Raw genomic sequence first — 18,414 nt, 5'->3', positions numbered from 1 at the left:
GCTGCTGATTGCCGTCGCCCACGCTGATCCGGTCAGTCCCCGGACCAAGGCTTTCATCGGTCCACCCACCCCAGGAAAGGGTCTTTCATGACGCTCACCATTCCCGGTTTCGACCACGTCCGCCTGCCCGGCACGGACGGCGTGGAGCTGGCCGCCGCCGTCGGCGGCAGCGGCAGCCCGGTCGTGCTGCTGCACGGCTTTCCGCAGACCCACCTGATGTGGCGGCACGTCGCCGAGCGGCTTGCCCGCGAGCACACGGTGATCTGTCCCGACCTGCGCGGCTACGGCGCCAGCGACAAGCCGACGGCCACCGGCCCCGAGGTGTACTCCAAGCGCACCATGGCCGCCGATGTCGTCGCCCTGGCGGCGGCTCTCGGCCATGAGCGCTTCGCCCTGGTCGGCCACGACCGGGGCGCCCTGGTCGCCTTCCGGGCGGGGCTGGACCATCCCGAGACCCTCACACACCTGGGCATCCTCGATGTCCTGCCGACGCTGGACATGTGGGACGTCCTGCACGGTGTCCCGGCGGCGGTCGGCTACCACCTGTTCCTCATGGCGCAGCCGCCGGGGCTGCCGGAGACGATGATCGCCAACAGCGCGGACGCCTACTTCGGCTCCTTCCTCGACGCCTGGGCCGGCGATCCGGCCGCCATGCCGGAACAGGTCCGGGCGGCGTACCTGCGGGCGAGCGCCGCGGCCGTGCCGTCGATCGTCGCGGACTACCGGGCCTCGGCGGGCATCGACGTCACACACGACCAGGCGGACCGGGACGCCGGTTCCCAGCTGGCCATGCCGGTGACGGTCGTCCAGCAGGACTGGGGCGCGCGACTGGGCTACGACGCCGCCGCGGTCTGGCAGGCGTGGGCGCCGGACCTGGACCACCGGCTCACGAGGGCTGGACACTTCATGGCGGAGGAGGCGCCCGACGAGATCGCGGGGGCGATCCGCGACCTGCTGCTCCGCTGAGCCCGCCGACCGGGCACGGGCGGCAGCGGGCGAGCCCCGCGTTCCCGGCGCCGGACCGGCCCCGCGATCCGGCGACCGCTGACCAGCCCGCCTTCCTACGGTCACTGCCTCGGCCCGGGGAACACCAAGCGACGCTCAGCAGGGCGCGGCGCACCACGGATGTACGACCGTATCCTTTCCGCTCCGCAGGCGGGGCAGGCCGGGGCAGCGAGGGGGCGCGGCACGGGCAGACCGATCGTCACGGTGGCGGCACGGACCGGGTGGGGCCGGGGAGGGCGACCGACGAGCGCCGGAAGGTCGACGGTCGCAACCCCGGGCTGTTCAGGCCATTTCGACGTAGCGGTGGACCCGGTCGAAGCACCGGGCCGCCACGTCCCGGCGGCGGACCACCCAGTGGGCCACGCCGGAGTCCAGTTCCGTGACGTCGTCGCCACACCTCCAGGTGGCCAGGAGAGCCCAGTCGTCGGCGCCCTCTCCATATGCCGGACCGCCCTGCTGGGGGGAGCCGGCCTCCTCGGGGCCACGGGCGTAGTGGACGGGGTCGTTCTGGGGCGAGACCGGGTGGCCGCCGATCTGCAAGGCCCAGGAAGGACGGTAGCCGCCCACGTCTGCCCAGGCGTCGGCGAGTTCGTCGGCGAGTTCGAACTGCTCGTCCTCGGGGAACTCGCCCCATCTGTCGAGGGCGAAGCTCTCCGGCATCTGCGCGCTCGGCTGGTGCCAGACCGTGCGGAGCTCACGCGGCCGGTACGGCTCGCGCCAACTGTGTTCGAGGGGGCTCGGGGCTGTCGGGGTCCCGGCGGGGACGTACAGCACCGCGTCGGACACCTGTCCCTCGATGCCGTGGACGTCGGTGCCGGAGAAGAGGAGCAGGTGGCCGTCGGCGGGGAGCGGGAGGCCGGTGACGCCCGGCGGGAGAGCCGCGAGGTCGACGGAGGCCACGAAGGGATCGGACGGCCTCGGCGCGCCGTGCGGCAGCAGGGGGTCGCCGCCGACCCGGGCCACGAGGGGGCTGTCACCGCCCTCCGCCAGGTACACCGCCGGGCGGGCGACACGTATCCATTCCTCCACCTCCTCCGTCGGCAGCCCCCGGGATGCCGCCTCGGCCCGGAAGCGGTTCATTCTGTCCACGCTCGCGTCGGTCACCGGGCCACCCTAACGGGGTCATGGGCGGGCATAGGCAGGACCGAACTCGCTGGAAGGCAATACAATTTGGCGCTCCTGACCATTGAAACGTGGTGCCGGCAGGGAGACTGACGACGTGTGATCCGCGCGGTATGCCGGTTGTGTGAGATATCCGCAAGGTGGCGGGCTGACGCCCGGACGGCAGGCGTTCTGCGAGCGAACCCGGCGGGAGGCCGCCGAGCGATTCGCTGCCCATGCCCCCAACCCGCACGCTGACCACCCGCCAGGTCCTGCTGCGGGACGGGCTCCTCGACGAGGCTGACAAGCCCACGCGGTTCTCCGTCTCCGACCAGCCGACCGGCACTCCGTACATCACAGCTCCGGTGCCGACGCTGCCGCCTCGGGAGTGCGCCGGTGCTCGGACTGCTTCCCTTGGACTGCCTGGTTCAGCTCTGGAGGGTGACGAGCCAGTCGGTCAGCAGGCGGTTGACCTCGTCGGGGCGCTCTTGCTGGATCCAGTGGCCGCAGCCGTCCAGGAGGTGGGAGGCCGACAGGCCGGGGAGGGTGGTGGGGTAGGTATCGATGGCGTCGGACATCCAGGTGGTGGAGGCGTCCAAAGCGCCGCCGACGAACAGGGACGGCTGCTTGATCGGGGCTCCGCGGTGCGGGGCGAGGTCTTCCCAGTCCCGGTCCATGTTGCGGTAGCGGTTGAGCGCGCCGGTGATCCCTGTGCGCTCGAACTCCCCGGCGTAGACGTCGAGGTCGTCCTCGCTCAGCCAGGCCGGGAGGACTCCCGTGGGGAAGCGGTCGCGCAGCCGGCCGCCGCCGCGGGTGACGAAGTGCGGGTCGGGCTCGCCCTGGGCGGGCATGGTGTCGGCGGACAGGGCCGCGTAGAAGCCCGCGAGCCAGCCCCGGACGTCGGGCTCGATCTCCGCCTCGGCGCGGCCGGGCTCCTGGAAGTAGGAGACGTAGAACTCCTGCTCCGGGCCGCCGATATGGCGGAAGACGTCGGTGGGGCGGGGGCCGCCGGGCGGCGCGTAGGGGACGCTCAGCAGGCCGACGGCGCGGAAGACCTCGGGGTGGAGCAGGGCGGAGCCGGCGGCGATGTTGGAGCCCCAGTCGTGGCCGACGACCACCCCGCTTTCCTCGCCGAGGGCACGCACGACGGCGACGTTGTCCTCCACCAGATCGAGCATTCGGTAGGCGTCGGTCGCCTCCGGCTTGGAGGAGCGGCCGTAACCTCGCACGTCGATCGCCACCGCCCGGTAGCCGGCCGCGGCGAGGGCCGGAAGCTGGCGGCGCCAGGAGTACCAGGACTCGGGGAAGCCGTGCACGAGCAGGACCAGCGGACCGGTGCCCTGCTCGACCAGGTGCAGACGCCCGGCCGGGGCCTCGACGGTGCGGTGACGGAGCTCGGCGGTCGGCTCGGGCTGCATGGGCTTCCCCTCGGTTCGCGGCGGACGCGGCTACCCATCGATCATGCGGCGCAGCACCCGCCCGACGCGATCAGCCTTGCCATTCTGGCAACCTTGCAGGACAGAGCGGTGGAGCAGCACGGCAAGAAGGAGCGTGAAAGGTGGCAGTCGACGACATGGACGGCTCACTGGCCGCGATGGGGCCCCGGTTGCGGGCCGCACGCGAGCACCACGGTGCGACACTCGCCCGTGTCAGCTGCACGACCGGCATCTCGACCAGCACGCTGTCCCGGATCGAGACCGGCCGACGCAAGCCCACCCTGGAGGTGCTGCTCCAGCTGTCGAAGGAGTACGGCGTCTCCCTGGACGAGCTGGCCGGCACGGCGCCCGCCCCCGCGGCCAAGCCGCGCGCCACGGCGCCGCTGAGCTTCGGGGATGATAAAGCGGTGCTGCCGTTGACCCGGTACGTCGGCGGCCTGCACGCCCACAAACACGTCCTGCCCGCCCTCAAGGACCTGCCCGCGCGGCCCCGTCAGGTCTCCCACGACGGCTACGAGTGGCTGTGCGTCCTGTACGGGCGACTGTGGCTGGTGCTCGGCGACCAAGACCTCATCCTGACACCCGGGGACGTCACCGAGTTCGACACCCGCATCCCGCACGGGGTGGCGAACTCCAGCCCCAGCGGTCCGGTCGAGTACCTGGTCATGTTCGGACCGCAGGGCGAGCGCCTACGGCCGCGCACCCCTCCAGCCGCTGCTCGCGGGACCGGTCACAGAAAGGCCCCCGAGTGAGCAGCTGTCCGGTCTCATTCGCCACGTCATCCGACTCTGCCGGCGACAACTACTGAGCTTCGGCTCAAATCGGCGGGCCGTTGTAGCGCTCTGGTGGCGGCCCGCTCCCGAATCCGCACCGCGAAGAACGAACGCCAGCTCCGGGTCCGCTTCCGCCCGGCGACAGCGCCGGCGGCCGGCAGCCGGACCAAGGTGTGCTGGAACGTTCCCCGGTCGGCCCGCAACAGGTAGTGGGGGAGCGGCGGGAGCGGGTCGACGCGGAGTACGTCCCGGGGTATGCGGCCTGACGCGGGACCCGGCAAGTACGGCTGCGGAGAGACGAGCCACAGTCACACCCCCAGCCGAACAGGGATACCTGCGCCACGTCGACGTCCGTGCGCACGAGGTGTGGACGGGCAGCGTGCCGCCACCGTCCCGCGCTGTCCTGGGCGACGTAGACGGCTACCTCCATCACTTGGGCTCCACCAGGACGACTCCGAGCGTGCGCTGCGTCCCCCAGCCTGCCGAGAGCGTCCATCTCTGCCACGGATGCGCACCCCTTGGCAGGGCCAGCACACCGGCCGACGGAGCCGGTGACGGCGCCGACGATTGCCTCGGTGGACGTGGCATGAGATCGACACCGCCGTCGCCCTCTCCACCGCTTCGCTGGCCATACGTAGACGCTGCCTGTTGGTCACGAGTTGTGTGGCAGGGAGTCGTCGTCGGGATACAGAGGCGTCGGATGAACTCGACGGCCTGTTGTGCGGTCAGCCCACGGTGTTGAGGCTGTAGTCGCCGAGGAGATCGATGTCGACGTCGACGGCGGTGGAGCCGGCGTTGTAGAGGTCGATCTCGCCGTCCGCGCCCACCTTGACCAGCGCGGCGCCGGCCGCGGGATGTCCGCTGGTGTAGTCGGCCGAGTGCACGTCCGGTCGGGTGGTGCCGTCGGCGTAGGCGACGAGGTAGCCGCTGCCGGTCGGCGAGGGCACCGTGAGATTGAGGTCGACCGCGCTCACCGCGTTCGCCGGTACCCCGTGGGCGCCGGTGACCTTGAGTCTGAGCGTGGCGTGAGCGCCCAGCTTGGCGGTCCTCCCGCCGGTCCCTGTACGGGTGTTGAGAATCCGGACCGGGCTGACCGGCCGGAACGTCGTCCCGCTCGCGGTGGGGCCGTACCAGCCGACCACGTCCGCGACGAGGTGCGCCGAGGACTTGCTGTTGTTGCGGAGTACGACCTTGCCGTTGATCAGCGGAACCATGGGGACGACGATTTGGGCGGAGGCGGTCTGCCCCGTGGTCCAGTACGGGCCGCTCACACCGGAGTTGACGGTGCCGGCGGGGGAGACGGTGAGGCTGCCGGAGCCCTTGGTGGCGGTCGCCACCACGTTGAGCACCACGGCGTTCGCGTCGGCCGGGACGCCGTGGGCGCCCGAGACGGTCAGGGTGACCGAGTGGCCGCCGGTGACCGCCCCGGTGTGGCCGCCGGTGGCGCCGCGGGTGTCGAGCAGACGGATCGGCGTGGCGGGATGGTAGGTGCGGCCGAACTGCGCGTGCGACTGGAGGCCGAGCGTGGCGACGTTGACGGTAACCGGGCCGGAGCTGCCGTTGTAGAGGTCGATCGCACCGGTGGGAGCGACCTTCACCGTCGCCTCGTTGGAGACCGTCCGGCCGGGTTCGAAGCCGACGGTGGAGGTGCCCGGCCGGGTGGTGCCGTCGGTGTAGAGGGTGAGGATGCCCCTCGCCTTGGCACCGCTGGTGACGACCTGAAGGCGCGCCGCGTCGACGCCGTCGGAGTCGGCGTGCACGGTGGCCGCGGAGAGCTTCAGCACGCCGTGGGCGGGGATCGTCCTCTCGGCGTCATACTGCGCGGTGATGGGCAGGAAGGCGTCCGCGGCGTGCACGGTCACCTTGGCGGTGGTGGTGCGGCCGAGCAGGTCGGTCTGGGTCAGCGTGGCGGTGTACGAGCCCGCTGCCGGATACTGGTGCTCGATCTTCTGGGGGCCGTCGGCCAGGCTCTCATGGTCACCGTCACCGAAGGTCAGAACTCGGTAGGCGACTTCCCACGCGTCCGCCGGTTGCGCGACGGTGAACGACGCGTCCCCGGCGTCCACCTGCCCGTCGGCGGTGGTGACCAGGGCGCCGGAAAGCGAGGCGGCCGGTGGTGTGGCCGTACCCGCGTCGACGGCAGCGGACCGGACGGTGCGGCTCGACCCGTCGGCGTCGGTCACCGTGATGGCCGGGGCGTACACGCCCGGGGTGGTGTAGGTGTGCGTGATCGGGGCGCCCGGTGCCTGGGTGACCGGGGCGCTGCCGTCCCCGAAGTCGACCGAGTACGTCGCGATGGACTTCCCCCACGAAGTGGTGGCGTCGTCGGTCTTCACCGAGGTGACGAACGGCGCGACGCCCCGTGACGGCGACGGCATGTCGTCGCCGGGGACGGTGATGGAGTCCTGCCGTTCGACGGCGCCTCGGTCGGGGTGGGCCGTCGGGCCGGTGCCGGTGCCGGTGTCGTCGACGAGGGGGTCGTCGACGAGCGGGGAGCCGTCGACGTCGGTGGTGAGCTCACCCGGTGCGTCGGCATCGGCGGAGTCGATGAGCGCGGAGTGCTCGGGCGGCGCCGTGGCGGTGGGCACGTTGAGCCCGTCGATGTCGTGCGCGCCCTGCCCGGTCGCGTCGTGCAGCGACGCGGCGGTGGTGTAGGGGGTGCCGGCCCACGCGCACTCGGGCCGCGGCCGGGCGAAGGCACCGACACCGTTCGCCGCCACGTTGTAGTCGCCGGTGACCTGGTCAGCGGATGCGGCGGACACGGAGTACAGCGGAGCCGTGGGTGCCGGGCAACTGTCGGTCTGCTTCGCCCCGGCAGAAGCGACCACGTTGTTCTCCACGGTCCCCCGACTCGTGCCTTCCAGCGAGATCCCGGTGGCGCACGGAGTGATGACCGTGTTGCTCGTCACGGCGGCTCCGGACGTTCCCGTCAGCACGATCCCGCCCCGCCGCGGATCGGTCACCACGTTGGTGGTCACGGTGAACTGCGAGGCTCCCGGCTGCGCTTGCACGCCGTAGGCGTACCCGTCCGGAACCCGGTTGCGCGACACGGTCACGTCCGAGGAGGCGCCGTCCACGCTGACCGCGGTACCGGTGCCGTCGGCCGACGGCACCGGGCGACGGAACGACAACCGGTCGAGGGTGACGCCCGTGGAGCCCGTCACCGCTACCGCGTCCGCGCTCGCGTAGCCGATCCCCAGGGACTGGATACGCACGTCGTGCACCGCTTCGAGCGTCAGCGCCGGTGCGGATCCCTTCGGCGTGAGGACCGCCGGCGAGCCTTCGGGGACGAGGGCGGCCCCGGTGAACGTGATGGGGGCGTCCTTGGTGCCGGACCGAGTCAGGGTCACGGACTCGACGTAGGGAAGGCCGTCCGGCGACTCGACACGAACCGTCTGCCCCGGTACCATCGCGTCCGCCGCTGCCTGCACCGTGCAAAAGGGCATGCTCGCCGAGCCCGTCGCCGTGTCGCTGCACACCCCGTCGTGATTCACATACAGCGTCCCGGCCGGGCTCGGCTCAGCCGCCGCCTCACCGGTTCCCCAGCCGCTCACCACCCCCGCCACGACGAGAACGGCCACGGACACACCAGATGCGGGGCGAGGTCTTCGCATATGAGCTCCAGGGAAGGATCGGCGGTGCGGATGACGGCACCGGGGTCTGATGCGCGGGTCATCGACCCACCACTCGTGAGGCGATGACGTGGTGGGAGCAAGCCGCCGGTCACAGGCACGACCTGCCGGTCCCGGACGGTTCGGCTCAGGAGCTGTGCGCAGCTCATGATCTCAGCCCCACCCTAAAGGAACGGCCACGATCCGACCTGGCCTTGCTCAAGTAGTCCGGTGTCGCGGCGAGTTGCACGCCAATCCGCCAACGCGCCCAAGCCGACCTCCCGCCGGTACGACGGGTCGGCTGCTACCAGCGCATCCCGAGCCGGGCCAGCTCGGCACGGCGCTCGGGGGTGAGTCTGTCGGCCCGGCGGTGGGTGTTCTCCAAGAATGTCCCCAGCGTGATGTCGACCTCCACGCCGTCGATGCCCAGGCGCTCGATGTGCTTGCGGGCCGGGCCCAGGTGTCCTCCGCGGGCGAGGTACTGCCGGGTGGCGCGGAGCTTGAGCGCTCACTTGTCGTCTGCGGTGAGCTTTGCCGGGCGTCCCCCGAGGCCCGGCGGGTTCCCGTCCGAGTGTGCTGCCGAGTGGCCACTGCTGCGCGGGGGAGAGCTTGTCCCACCTCTGCCGCTGTGCGACGACCCATGCTCCGAGGTCTTCGCCCTGGACGAAGAGTTCACCGGCCGTCTCGGGGAGGCCTCCGGCCGGTGCGGGCGAGGGTGAAGCAGCGTTGCCATGCCATGTCCCCTGCTGCGGGCCTGGATGGACTTGCATACCGAACTTTCAGTCCCGTCAGCCCCGCGGTCGCCTGACACCAGCGGTCCGACCTGCTGCCCCGTTCCCCGCCCGCCACGAGGCAGTACTTGCTTTCGTACTTGCTCTTGCTCTTGCTCTGCCCTGCCCCGCTGTGCGTCGGCTGCTTGGGTTCGTGCGGGCTCATCGGCCGTTTCCGCGGTGATCAGGAGCAGAGCATGGCAGACGGCGTTACCCGGTCACCTGGCCGCACCGGCTCAGTAGCCGTCCACCCCCAGCTCCGTGATGCCGGCGTAGAGCCAGCTCCACACCCTGCCCGTAGGAGTGTCCTGGTCGGACAGGTCCGGGGCCAGTTCCGCCAGCTCCGCCAGGAACAGCTCCGTCACGGCTTCCTGGCCGCCCTCCACCGGGTACGGGTGCCAGCAGGCGTTGCGGTAACGGTCGACGGCCTCCAGGGTGCGGGTGAAGACGTCGAGGTCCGGGGCGAGCGGCACCAGTACCTCCTCGGTACGGCGGGTCAGGCGGCTCCGGATGAGCACCGCGCCGTCGTGACGGTGGAGGTACAGCTCACCGTACTCGGTGGTGCCGAAGGCGATCAGGTCGGCGGCGGCCACCCCGTCGGGCAGGCTCTCGTCCGACAGGACACCCTCCGCCGGTGGGCGCATGGCGTCAAGAGGGTGGGTTTCGTACTGAGCGCTGTGGCCCACCCACCAGGCGGGCAGACCGACCTCCCGCAGATATCGCCTGCTGCCCGCGTGGATGAGCCCCTCGGGCAGGTCCCTCTCGGCGATGCGCACCACGTGCCGCGCACCGCCGAAGGCGTCGTCGACCCGGGCCGCGGTGAGCGGACCCGTCGGCCTCCGCACGGCGGGGGCCGGCCCCGGCGGTGGTTGCTCCGCCGACGTGGGGTCGAGGCCCGCGCCGCGCGGCCAGTCCCGCAGCGAGTCGGCGTCCGTTTCCACGACCGCTATGCCGTGCACGCTCTCGACGAGATACCGGGTCCGGCCGCCGTCCGTAGCGAAGGCCACGGCGCCCTCCCACTCCTCCGGGAGGAACAGGTCCAGTTCGTACAGCGCGGGTGCCTCGGCGGCCCCGGTCGCGGTCGACGCGTCGGTCAGCGCCGCCTCGTCCACACCCGTCACCCGGTGGCCGGTCGCCGCGTCGAGCCAGAGGGGGCCACGCTGGTCGGTCACCTCGACGAGTTCCCGATCCCCGTCCCCGCACCGGCGCACCCGGAAGTAGTCGCCGTTCAGGCTCGGGTGGACCGGGAACCAGTGGGCCGGCCGCCACCACGCCCACACCGTCCGCCACGGCATGCCGGGACCGGCCGCGGCGATCCGGTCGGCGTACGCGTCGTGGCCGGTGGCCTTCGCCGCGAAGTGCAGCCAGGATGCGAACTCCGCGGGCGTCACCTCCGCGCCCCCGAAGATCGCCTCGGCCTGCAGGAAGACCTCACCCCCGACGCAACGGGCCCGGTCGTCGTGGGAGAGGTGGTCGCGCAGTGGCGCACGGTCGGCGATCAGCAGCCGTGCGGGATCTGCCAGTACGCCGTCAAGATCGTCAGTCATGCGGCCATGCTGCCAGCCGGCGCTGACGGCATGGCGGGCTCCCCGTCCTCGAACCCCTCCCCGCTTCCGGCGGAGTTCCATGATGGCGCGGCGGCGGGCCAGGCGGAGGGTGCGGCGGATCGGGGCCGTGTCGCCGCCGTGGTCCACGTCGCCTTTGCGGCCGTCGACGTCACCGCGACCGTGTTCGTGGTGCACGACGGCGGCCGCTTCCACCGCCGGCACCTGCTCCCCGAAGCCCGCCGCCACCTCGCCCTCGTCCTGCACGACCGCCGCCGCGACCCCGGCCTGGACGACCGGATCGTGGCCGCAGCCATCTCCACCCACTGCCCGGACATCAGCGAGCCGAAGACCGCGCGCGGTCTGGAGCCCGGCTATCGCCTTCTGGAAGCAGTCGGGAGTCCGGTGACCTGCTCATTCCGCGAGCTGCCAGCCGTTCTTGCGTGTCGCCCGCCCCAGCAGACCGCGGGCGTAGTCCCGCATCCGCCACCGCAGATCCGCGCGAGAAAACCGGCCCGCCACCCGGGCGAATACCGACTCCAAGTCACCTGACCTGTCGGCGACTTCAGTCATCCCCTCCATACCAGGACAACGACAACCACCAGGACACGAACCGCTGCTGGAGTACTAAGGCACCTGATACACCATCTGCGGGTAATGCGCACCACCCGACCACGAACTGCGGCGGGGACGCTCGGTCGGTGCGGGCTTCGCCGTAGCGGTACGGGTGCTCGGCGCGGCGGAGGACGCGGCCCGCGATCTTCAGGCGCCCCGTGCCCCGTCCAACGCCACGATCGAGGGGCTGGACGGCGGCCTCCCCTGATCCGCCAGGGTGGGGTAGTCGTTGTAGCCGGCGGCCCCGCCCACGTACATGAAGTACCGGTCCCGGACCGGGTTGAGCGGTGCTCCGAGGCGGAGCCGGGTGACCAGGTCCGGGTTGGCGAGGAAGGGCCGGCCGAGCGCCACCAGGTCGGCGCCGGCCGCCAGCATCTCCCGCGTGGCCCGGGTGACGGCCTGCGTGGACAGGACGGTCAGGTCCGGGTTGCCGATCAGAATGCCGGGCCAGTCGGCGCGGATCCGCCGGTACCAGCCGGTCGCCGGGTCGGAGCGCACCAGGTGCAGATAGGCGAGGTCCAGCCCCTTCAGGCGGTCCAGGAGCGTGGCGTAGAGGCCGTCGGTGTCCTCTTCCAGGACGCCGTTGACCGTGCTCGCGGGGGAGATACGGATGCCCACCCGGTCCGCGCCGATCGCGTCGGCCACCGCCTCGGTCACCTCCGCCGCGAACCGCACCCGCCGCTCGACAGAGCCGCCGTAGCGGTCGGTGCGGCGGTTGGTGTTGTCCGCGAGGAACTGGTGCAGCAGCATCCCGTTGGCCGAGTGCACCTCCACGCCCTCGAAACCCGCGTCGACGGCCCGGCGTGCGGCGGCGGCGAAGTCGGCGATCGTGGCCCGGATGTCGTCCGTCGTCATCGCCCGCGGGACGACGGCCTGCCGATGGCCCTGTGGTGTGAAGATCTTCTCCGGCAGCGGGACGGGGGAGGGTGCGAGGGGCGTGAGGCCGGTGGTCGCCGGGTGGCTGACCCGGCCCCCGTGCTGGAGCTGTAGGAACATCCGCCCGCCGGCCGCCCGCACCGCATCGGTGACCCGCCGCCAGCCGGCGGCGTGCCGGTCGGTGTGGATCGCGGTGATGTCCGGGTACGTCTGTCCGGCCCGGTTGGGCGTCGAACCCTCGGCGACGATCAGCCCGGCAGAGGCCCGCTGAGCGTAGTGGGTGACCATCAGATCCGTCGGGGTACCGTCGGCCTCCGCACGGTTCCGGGTCAGCGGGGCCATCACGAGGTGGTTGGGGAGGGCGAGCCGGCCGAGCCGGGCGGGGGCGAGGAAGTCCGTTGTCCGCGTCATGCCGGCACGGTAAAACTTGACACTGATGTGAGATTCAAGCCCTCTTCCGTCGGAGGCGGACATGCGGATCGGTGAACTGGCCCGGCTCACCGGCGTGAGCGAGCGGTCGCTGCGCTACTACGAGAGCCAGGGGCTACTCACCGCCGAGCGCACCCCCGGCGGCCACCGCGACTACCCGGAGACGGCCGTCGACCGGGTCATCCGCATCCAGGAGCTGTACGCGGCCGGGCTGCGCAGCGAGAAGATCCGGCAGCTGTTGCCCTGCATGCGCGACCGGGACGGCGGACCCTCCGCGATCGCCACCCCCCGTCTGGTGCAGGATCTGAGCGCCGAGCGCGACCGGATCGACCGTATGATCGCCGATTTGCGCCGCTCCCGGGAAACCCTGGACGAGGTCATCCGCACGGCTCGGGGCGCCTGACCGGCCGTACCCCCGACCGACTCGTACCGGGACGGCAGACCGAAACGGGCGGCTGGACGGGCAGCCCGGTATGGCGTGCGCTGCTGCCCGCCCGGGAGTTGTCGGCCTGCGACCTCAGTGCACGACGAGGTCCTGCAGTTGGTGGGCCAGCTTTGGGCTGGGCTGTGGGATGGCCAGACCGTCGAGCGTGTCGACGGCGAGGTCGTCGACGGCGCCCCGGACCGCTTCCGCTGGTACGGCGGCGACGTCGTCGGGCAGGCCGAGGCCGACGGTCACGCCTCCGGCCGAGGACGGTGTCGAGGACCTCGTGAGCGACGGGCGCGTACTGGCAGGGCTTCTCTTCCAGGACAGTGATTGCGAAGCGGTCCCGCGCTTCGCGATCCCGGCGCGGCCCTTTTGATCTCGCTCACGCAAAGGACCGCCTTTCAGAACCGCGTGGCATTGAGGGCCTGTTGAGCTTCATCGCCGAAGTCGGCCGCTGCGTACGGACTCGCCTCACGGCCCGCTGCCGCCGGCCTTGAGCGTTGGCGTGGCGTGTGCTCACCGGCTGTACTCGTCGGGTGCTGCTTGACCTACGATGACGCGGTGAAGTTCGTGATGGCGCCGGCGGTTGGCAAGGCGGATGGGTGTTCGACTCGGTGGCCGCCGAGCTGCGTCGAGCCGGTCACGACGTCGAGGCGGTGACCCTGTCGGGGCTGAAATCGGACGGTCCAGTCGATGTGGACTGTCCGCCGACCTCGACTCTCGTATTGCCCAGGTGGCCGACATCATCGACCGTGGCGACGGAACGCCCGTCGCGTTGTGCGGGCACAGCTACGGCGGCATGGTGATCGCCGGTGTCGCGGATCGGCTCGGCGACCGCCTCGATCAGCTCGTCTTCATCGACGCCTATGTCCCGGACGACGGGGATTCGTGTTGGTCTTTGACCAGCGACAGCTTCTGGGAGTTGTTCATAGCCGGCGCACGCGCCGACGGTCGACGGGTCGCGGTACCCGAAGGACTTGACCCTCGCGCGCGACCGCACCCACTGGCGAGCTTCGTCCAGTCGATCAGGCTGGAAGACAATCCCGGCTGCGCGCTCAAACGAACGTTCATCAGTGGTGGCGCGTGGCGGGGTAGCCCGTTCGTGACCCTGACCGAACGGTTGCGCAACGACCCGGGCCGGCGGGTTCACGAGATCCCCGTCGGCCACAACATCGCCCGCCGAGACCCGCACAGCCTCGCTGCCGTTCTCGGCGCATTGTCGTCCGACCCCGCCTGACGCCCAGCCGCTCACTCCTCTGTGTCGCCGTCCTTGTCGAGGTTGCGGTCGCCAGGTCCCTGGACGGCCAAGACATGGGATGCCGAGAGTGTGCGCACGGCGCTGCTCAAGCTCCGCTACCGAAACGAAGGTCCGGACAGCGAGCAGGGGCGCGGAACGCTCTTCGTGCAGGCCCACGACCCCGACAGCAACCCAGGTACCAGCATCGTCCTCAACGTCCGTCACGATGCCTGTGTGACCGCGTTCGCGCAGTCGACCAACTACCAAGTCCAGGTCAACGGCCGGTTCCTGGAGTCGGGCTGTTCCGAGCCGCGCGGCGGCCACTGAGCGTGTGGGGTGCCGACTACGTCGTCGGCAACCCCACCCACACGGGCCGTCAGCCTCTCCGGAGCATCGTTAAGCATGATCACCACTGCGGCGGCTTCGGTTGCCTCACAAACCCACATCAAAGGGGCAGACAACCGTGCCCGTGTCCCCGAGCGCGGTGCGGAACTCAGCTACACACACTCGTGCGGATCGAGGCGGACCTGCGGCGGGACCGGCGGTTCGCGCGGCGTATTCGTGCCGGCCGACAGCAGCGCGAAGCACCACAGCAACGCGGGATCCGAGGAAGGAGTCCACGCGACGAACAACGAGCCGCTCCACCGCGCCGCCGGCGTCAGCGGATCGCAGCTTGACCATTGATTCCCGACCAAGGAGAGTCCGTCCTGGCCGTGATCGCCTGGCAGGCCGAGTGCTTCCTCACCTTCCACCGGGACGAGCGATTCGCCGACTTCGACCACCTCGACGCACTGCGGGCGTGGGCGGAATTCCAGCAACAGCCAACACCTGATGCTCTACGTCCTGCTCGCCGCCGCCGTTCTGGCACCCGGCGCCATCACCGCGCGGCTGCTGCGCCACCGCGGCCCAGGTGTCGCGCTGCTCGCAGGCGCCGCAGCGACCATGGCCATGCCGTTGGTGCTGATCTCCGGCATGGACGCGTTCCCGCCGCTCGGTAGCGCCGTGGGTGCGGCCGGCAGCCTGGCCGCCCCCAGCGACTACGACGCCGGGAGGATCTGGCGGAGGTGATGTCGATGTCCCGGTTGTGGATGTGCGCCACGTGCAGGATCACGGCGCGCGGAATCTCCGCGCGTCGCTGCCACGGATGGCGACGAGGCCGCCGTGCAGGCAGACGACGTGACGGCGCCACCGTCCGAAACACGGCGCTCGCCGCATGTGCCGCGGGCGACACGACGAAGCGCGGCTGCCGCGAGAGGCCGACGACGCCGACGAATTCGTCGAGGACGGCGCCCAACTCGTTGTGCGGGTCGATCACTTCGACCCGGCACGATCCTGCGGCTGCGTTGCTCTCCCACCTGGGCAGCGTCCAGGCGGCGCCCAGCAGCCGCTCGACGTCGGCGTCGTCGGAACGCTGCCGGATCACCTTGGCCGGGTTGCCGCCGACGATGGAGTAAGGCGGGACGTCCGCGGTGACCACCGTGCCGGCGGCGACGATGGCGCCATCGCCGATCCGCACGCCGGGCATGACGGCCGTCGGGTTAGCCGAACCAGACGTCGTCGCCGACTACCGTGTCGCCGCGGCGGGGCATGGAGGTGACGACGTCCAGGGTTCGTTGGGCCCACCGGCCGCCGACCGTGGCGAACGGACACGTGGTCAGCCCCTTCGTCGGATGCTCGGCGCCGGCCGTCAGGAGCGTGGTCCCGAGGAGATCGCGCAGTACTCGCCGATGAGGTGACGGTCGATCTGGATGGCGTGCTGGTCCTCGCACTCCGAGGCGCAGGATTCGACGGCGACCTGAAAGAAGACCTACGGCTACCACCAGCTGACGGGCTTCGACGACCACGGCTCGGGCGGCACCGGCGAACCGGGGGCAGCCCTGCTCTGGTCCGGCAACGCGGCCTCGAACACGGCCGCCGACCACGTCAATTCAAAATTATGTCATGACCATGCCTAGATATGATCATGACAAGCTTTCTATATTGCGTGGGTCCGTAACGCCCCTCGTGACAGGAGGCCCCGCGTTGCAAGGCTCGACACTCGCGCGAAGAGCGCGCCGCGCCCTTGAGGCGGCCGTACTCGCCGGCGTACTCGTAGTCACGTCGTTCGGAATGGCCGGCCCGTCCACCGCTCACGACGGTGACCTCGGCGTCGACGAGATATCACACAGTGCGAACATCAAGCCCCTGGCGAACGTCCCGAGGCAGGGCCCGCTCGCCAATGCCACCCACAGCGACCTGGCGTTCTATGGCAACTATGCCATTCAGGGCAGCTACGCCGGGTTCACGATCTACAACATCCGGAACCCCGCGAAGCCGGAGATCGTCTCCCAGATGGCGTGCAACGGCGGCCAGGGCGACCCCACCGTGTCCGAGGACGGAAAGCTGCTGTTCGTGTCGGTCGACGGTCCGCAGTCGAATCCGTCCTGTGCGAGCACGAACTCCAATGCGGCCAACCCGGATGCCTGGGAAGGCATCCGCATCTTCGACATCAGCGACAAGCAGAACCCCAAATACCTGAAGTCGGTGCGGACCGACTGCGGTTCCCACACGCACACGTACGTTCCCGCTGACGGCGGGGACACGGCCTACCTCTACATCTCCTCGTACGGCCCGTCCCCGGCGTTCCCGCACTGCCAGCCCCCGCACGACTCGATCTCGATCGTGAAGGTTCCCCTGGACGACCCGGACTCCGCGTCCGTGGTCGCCACGCCCGTGCTCTTCCCCGACGGCGGCGCGGGCGCCACCGCCGGCTGCCACGACATCACCGTCTTCCCCGAGAAGGATCTGGCCGCCGGCGCCTGCATGGGTGAGGGTGCTCTGATCGACATCTCGGAGCCCACCAAGCCGTACGTGATCACGAGCGCCACCGACGCGAACTTCGCCTTCTGGCACTCGGCGACGTTCACCAACGACGGGAACCGCGTGGTCTTCACCGATGAGCTCGGAGGCGGCAGCGCGCCGACCTGCAACGAGCAGATCGGGCCGAACCGCGGCGCCGACGCCATCTACGACATCAAGGGCAAGGGCGACAACCGCGAGCTGGTGTTCCGCAGCTACTTCAAGATTCCGCGCATGCAGCAGCAGACGGAGAACTGCGTCGCCCACAACGGCTCGCTGATCCCGGCCAAGCACCGCGACATGATGGTGCAGTCCTGGTACCAGGGCGGCGTGTCGGTCATCGACTTCACCGACCCCGACCATCCGAAGGAGATCGGCTACTTCGAGCGCGGCCCGCTGTCCAAAGAGACCTTGCAGCTCGGCGGCTCCTGGTCGGCGTACTGGTACAACGGTCGCATCTACTCCAGTGACATCACCAAGGGCCTGGACGTGCTCCAGCTCACCGGAGCGCCGAACAGCGCCAACCGGGTCCGGCTGGACTTCTTGAACACGCAGACCCAGTACAGCTACAAGCCCTGATCCTGCCCATGGCCCGGCGGGCGGCACGTCCGCCGGGGCCGCACCCACACATGCAGCAAGCCACAAGTTCAGCCCGCCGCGTGCGTGGCTCCCAGGGTGCCGCGTGGCGAGGCAGAAGGGAACAGGCGCACAGTGAGGTACCGCAGAGTTGCAAGTGCGCTGCTGACAGCAGCCTGTCTGCTCGGCGTCGCAACCGCGTCCGCCAGCGCGGCGGCTGGGCGGACGTCCCCGGCCGCGGCGGCCGCCCCCGCCCCGGCGTCGACGAATCCGCAGGTCGAGTCCAACAACGCCGATGCGGACTTCGTCGCCATGATGATCCCGCATCATCAGCAGGCGCTCATCCTGAGCCGGCTGGCCCCGTCGAGGTCCGGCGACAGCGAGCTGCGTGCGCTCGCCGACCGGATCGACGTCGAGCAGGGCCTCGAAATCTACATGATGCAGTCATGGCAGGAGTGGAACGGCCTCGAGAAGACGGATCCCCAGCAGTCGTACGAGGAGATGCTGCGGGATCCGATGATGGTCGAGGCGATGGGGATGGCCACCCCCGAGGAGCTGGACCAGTTGAGCGCGGCGACCGGCAACGCCTTCGACGTGCAGTTCCTTCGACTGATGATCAAGCACCACAACGGCGCGATCGGCATGCTGACGGAGGTGCTCACCAACGGCACCGACGAGACCATACAGACGTGGGCGACCGACATGCTGGCCACCCAGTACGCCCAGGTCCAGATGATGCAGCGGATGCTGGACGACAAGACGTAGGGCCTGCTCGCCAAGAACACCCGCACTTACGTCGACTGCCATCGGAGCATCCCCCACCAGTCGGGGCCGAACGCGGGCGTCAAGGGATGGGTGCGCGGCGACTTCAACGACTGGTGTCAGGCCTCTCGCGCGTCAACGGCGCACGCGATCATGAAGCGGCGGCATTCGTTCCATGGGGGTGCCGCCGCCTTGTGATGCCGCCGGGTTGTCGCTGCCCCCCAGCCGCTTCGAATGCCGTGTGTTGTGTCGTGTGTGGCCGCAGAACTACGCCGGCCGGGCGTGAGCGGTGAGTATGCCGGGACCGCGGCTTGGGGGTTTCTCACGCAGGTGATGGGGGTCGGGCGGGGCGCAGCGGCCACCGGCTACCAGGATCCGGCCTGGCCGCTGGCATGGGCCCGGCGGCCGGTCTCA

General features: G+C 70.4%; 16 protein-coding genes and 1 pseudogene. 10 read left to right on the top strand and 7 right to left on the bottom strand.

Going from position 1 to position 18,414, the window contains the following annotated elements:
* The first annotated feature begins 87 nt into the window (after positions 1 to 87).
* Positions 88 to 966, top strand: coding sequence for an alpha/beta fold hydrolase (locus C3492_RS13790; protein ID WP_103812052.1), 879 nt, complete (start codon positions 88 to 90; stop codon positions 964 to 966).
* 321 nt (positions 967 to 1,287) lie between these two features.
* Here C3492_RS13790 and C3492_RS13785 read toward each other — a convergent pair whose 3' ends face one another.
* Complete coding sequence (locus C3492_RS13785) at positions 1,288 to 2,109, bottom strand: DUF1963 domain-containing protein (RefSeq protein WP_103812051.1); 822 nt, start codon at positions 2,107 to 2,109, stop codon at positions 1,288 to 1,290.
* A gap of 425 nt (positions 2,110 to 2,534) precedes the next feature.
* A complete protein-coding gene (locus tag C3492_RS13775; protein ID WP_103812050.1) occupies positions 2,535 to 3,524 on the bottom strand; it encodes an alpha/beta fold hydrolase in 990 nt (329 codons plus the stop codon).
* 140 nt (positions 3,525 to 3,664) lie between these two features.
* Between C3492_RS13775 and C3492_RS13770 the strand changes: the two genes are divergently transcribed.
* Positions 3,665 to 4,294 (top strand): helix-turn-helix domain-containing protein, encoded by a 630-nt coding sequence (locus tag C3492_RS13770; RefSeq protein WP_103812049.1) that lies wholly within the window; start codon positions 3,665 to 3,667, stop codon positions 4,292 to 4,294.
* 746 nt (positions 4,295 to 5,040) lie between these two features.
* Here the strand turns inward: C3492_RS13770 and C3492_RS13755 are convergent.
* On the bottom strand, positions 5,041 to 7,896 hold the full coding sequence (locus tag C3492_RS13755; RefSeq protein WP_181140360.1) for a PKD domain-containing protein: 2,856 nt from the start codon (positions 7,894 to 7,896) through the stop codon (positions 5,041 to 5,043).
* Positions 7,897 to 8,932: 1,036 nt separating this feature from the next.
* Positions 8,933 to 10,243 (bottom strand): SUKH-4 family immunity protein, encoded by a 1,311-nt coding sequence (locus C3492_RS13745; RefSeq protein WP_103812234.1) that lies wholly within the window; start codon positions 10,241 to 10,243, stop codon positions 8,933 to 8,935.
* Positions 10,244 to 10,249: 6 nt separating this feature from the next.
* Here C3492_RS13745 and C3492_RS46890 point away from each other — a divergent pair, with 6 nt between their 5' ends.
* A complete protein-coding gene (locus C3492_RS46890) occupies positions 10,250 to 10,792 on the top strand; it encodes a hypothetical protein (RefSeq protein WP_374938344.1) in 543 nt (180 codons plus the stop codon).
* Positions 10,793 to 11,002: 210 nt separating this feature from the next.
* On the opposite strand, the gene C3492_RS13735 is transcribed toward C3492_RS46890, so the two are convergent.
* Positions 11,003 to 12,142: an alkene reductase gene (locus C3492_RS13735; protein WP_103812047.1), complete on the bottom strand. Its 1,140-nt coding sequence runs from the start codon at positions 12,140 to 12,142 to the stop codon at positions 11,003 to 11,005.
* 61 nt (positions 12,143 to 12,203) lie between these two features.
* On the opposite strand from C3492_RS13735, the gene C3492_RS13730 reads away from it, so the two are divergent.
* Complete coding sequence (locus C3492_RS13730) at positions 12,204 to 12,563, top strand: MerR family transcriptional regulator (protein ID WP_103812046.1); 360 nt, start codon at positions 12,204 to 12,206, stop codon at positions 12,561 to 12,563.
* A gap of 114 nt (positions 12,564 to 12,677) precedes the next feature.
* Here the strand turns inward: C3492_RS13730 and C3492_RS44630 are convergent, their stop codons facing one another.
* Positions 12,678 to 12,839, bottom strand: coding sequence for a hypothetical protein (locus C3492_RS44630; RefSeq protein ID WP_181140359.1), 162 nt, complete (start codon positions 12,837 to 12,839; stop codon positions 12,678 to 12,680).
* A gap of 481 nt (positions 12,840 to 13,320) precedes the next feature.
* On the opposite strand from C3492_RS44630, the gene C3492_RS13725 reads away from it, so the two are divergent.
* Together C3492_RS13725 and C3492_RS13720 are read left to right on the top strand one after the other, a co-directional pair.
* Positions 13,321 to 13,824: an alpha/beta fold hydrolase gene (locus tag C3492_RS13725; RefSeq protein WP_258055688.1), complete on the top strand. Its 504-nt coding sequence runs from the start codon at positions 13,321 to 13,323 to the stop codon at positions 13,822 to 13,824.
* Positions 13,825 to 13,914: 90 nt separating this feature from the next.
* Complete coding sequence (locus tag C3492_RS13720; protein ID WP_103812045.1) at positions 13,915 to 14,151, top strand: hypothetical protein; 237 nt, start codon at positions 13,915 to 13,917, stop codon at positions 14,149 to 14,151.
* 170 nt (positions 14,152 to 14,321) lie between these two features.
* On the opposite strand, the gene C3492_RS44625 is transcribed toward C3492_RS13720, so the two are convergent.
* A complete protein-coding gene (locus C3492_RS44625; protein WP_181140358.1) occupies positions 14,322 to 14,642 on the bottom strand; it encodes a hypothetical protein in 321 nt (106 codons plus the stop codon).
* 13 nt (positions 14,643 to 14,655) lie between these two features.
* On the opposite strand from C3492_RS44625, the gene C3492_RS44620 reads away from it, so the two are divergent.
* The 4 genes and pseudogenes from C3492_RS44620 (at position 14,656) to C3492_RS13695 (ending at position 18,003) form a co-directional block, all read left to right on the top strand.
* Complete coding sequence (locus tag C3492_RS44620) at positions 14,656 to 14,892, top strand: hypothetical protein (protein ID WP_181140357.1); 237 nt, start codon at positions 14,656 to 14,658, stop codon at positions 14,890 to 14,892.
* A 661-nt stretch (positions 14,893 to 15,553) separates the two neighbouring features.
* Positions 15,554 to 15,755, top strand: a pseudogene (locus tag C3492_RS45705) (IS1380 family transposase); the annotation flags it as partial.
* Positions 15,756 to 15,933: 178 nt separating this feature from the next.
* The gene (locus tag C3492_RS13700; protein WP_258055687.1) at positions 15,934 to 17,241 is read left to right on the top strand and encodes an LVIVD repeat-containing protein; all 1,308 of its coding nucleotides are present in this window, start codon (positions 15,934 to 15,936) and stop codon (positions 17,239 to 17,241) included.
* Positions 17,242 to 17,373: 132 nt separating this feature from the next.
* Positions 17,374 to 18,003 (top strand): DUF305 domain-containing protein, encoded by a 630-nt coding sequence (locus tag C3492_RS13695; RefSeq protein WP_103812043.1) that lies wholly within the window; start codon positions 17,374 to 17,376, stop codon positions 18,001 to 18,003.
* The last annotated feature ends 411 nt before the right edge of the window (positions 18,004 to 18,414 follow it).

It is taken from the genome of Streptomyces sp. Ru62, assembly GCF_002920615.1.
Taxonomy (GTDB): domain Bacteria; phylum Actinomycetota; class Actinomycetes; order Streptomycetales; family Streptomycetaceae; genus Streptomyces.
The sequence above is the reverse complement of the archived record's forward strand: the minus strand, read 5'-3'. Positions and strand labels throughout refer to the sequence as shown.

What these genes read in the sequence shown, in the direction of transcription:
- C3492_RS13790 (WP_103812052.1), top strand. Translation starts at nt 88, where the DNA reads ATGACGCTCACCATTCCCGGTTTCGACCACGTCCGCCTGCCCGGCACG.
- C3492_RS13775 (WP_103812050.1), bottom strand. Translation starts at nt 3,524, where the DNA reads ATGCAGCCCGAGCCGACCGCCGAGCTCCGTCACCGCACCGTCGAGGCC.
- C3492_RS13745 (WP_103812234.1), bottom strand. Translation starts at nt 10,243, where the DNA reads ATGACTGACGATCTTGACGGCGTACTGGCAGATCCCGCACGGCTGCTG.
- C3492_RS46890 (WP_374938344.1), top strand. Translation starts at nt 10,250, where the DNA reads ATGCTGCCAGCCGGCGCTGACGGCATGGCGGGCTCCCCGTCCTCGAAC.
- C3492_RS13735 (WP_103812047.1), bottom strand. Translation starts at nt 12,142, where the DNA reads ATGACGCGGACAACGGACTTCCTCGCCCCCGCCCGGCTCGGCCGGCTC.
- C3492_RS13730 (WP_103812046.1), top strand. Translation starts at nt 12,204, where the DNA reads ATGCGGATCGGTGAACTGGCCCGGCTCACCGGCGTGAGCGAGCGGTCG.
- C3492_RS44620 (WP_181140357.1), top strand. Translation starts at nt 14,656, where the DNA reads ATGCTCTACGTCCTGCTCGCCGCCGCCGTTCTGGCACCCGGCGCCATC.
- C3492_RS13700 (WP_258055687.1), top strand. Translation starts at nt 15,934, where the DNA reads ATGGCCGGCCCGTCCACCGCTCACGACGGTGACCTCGGCGTCGACGAG.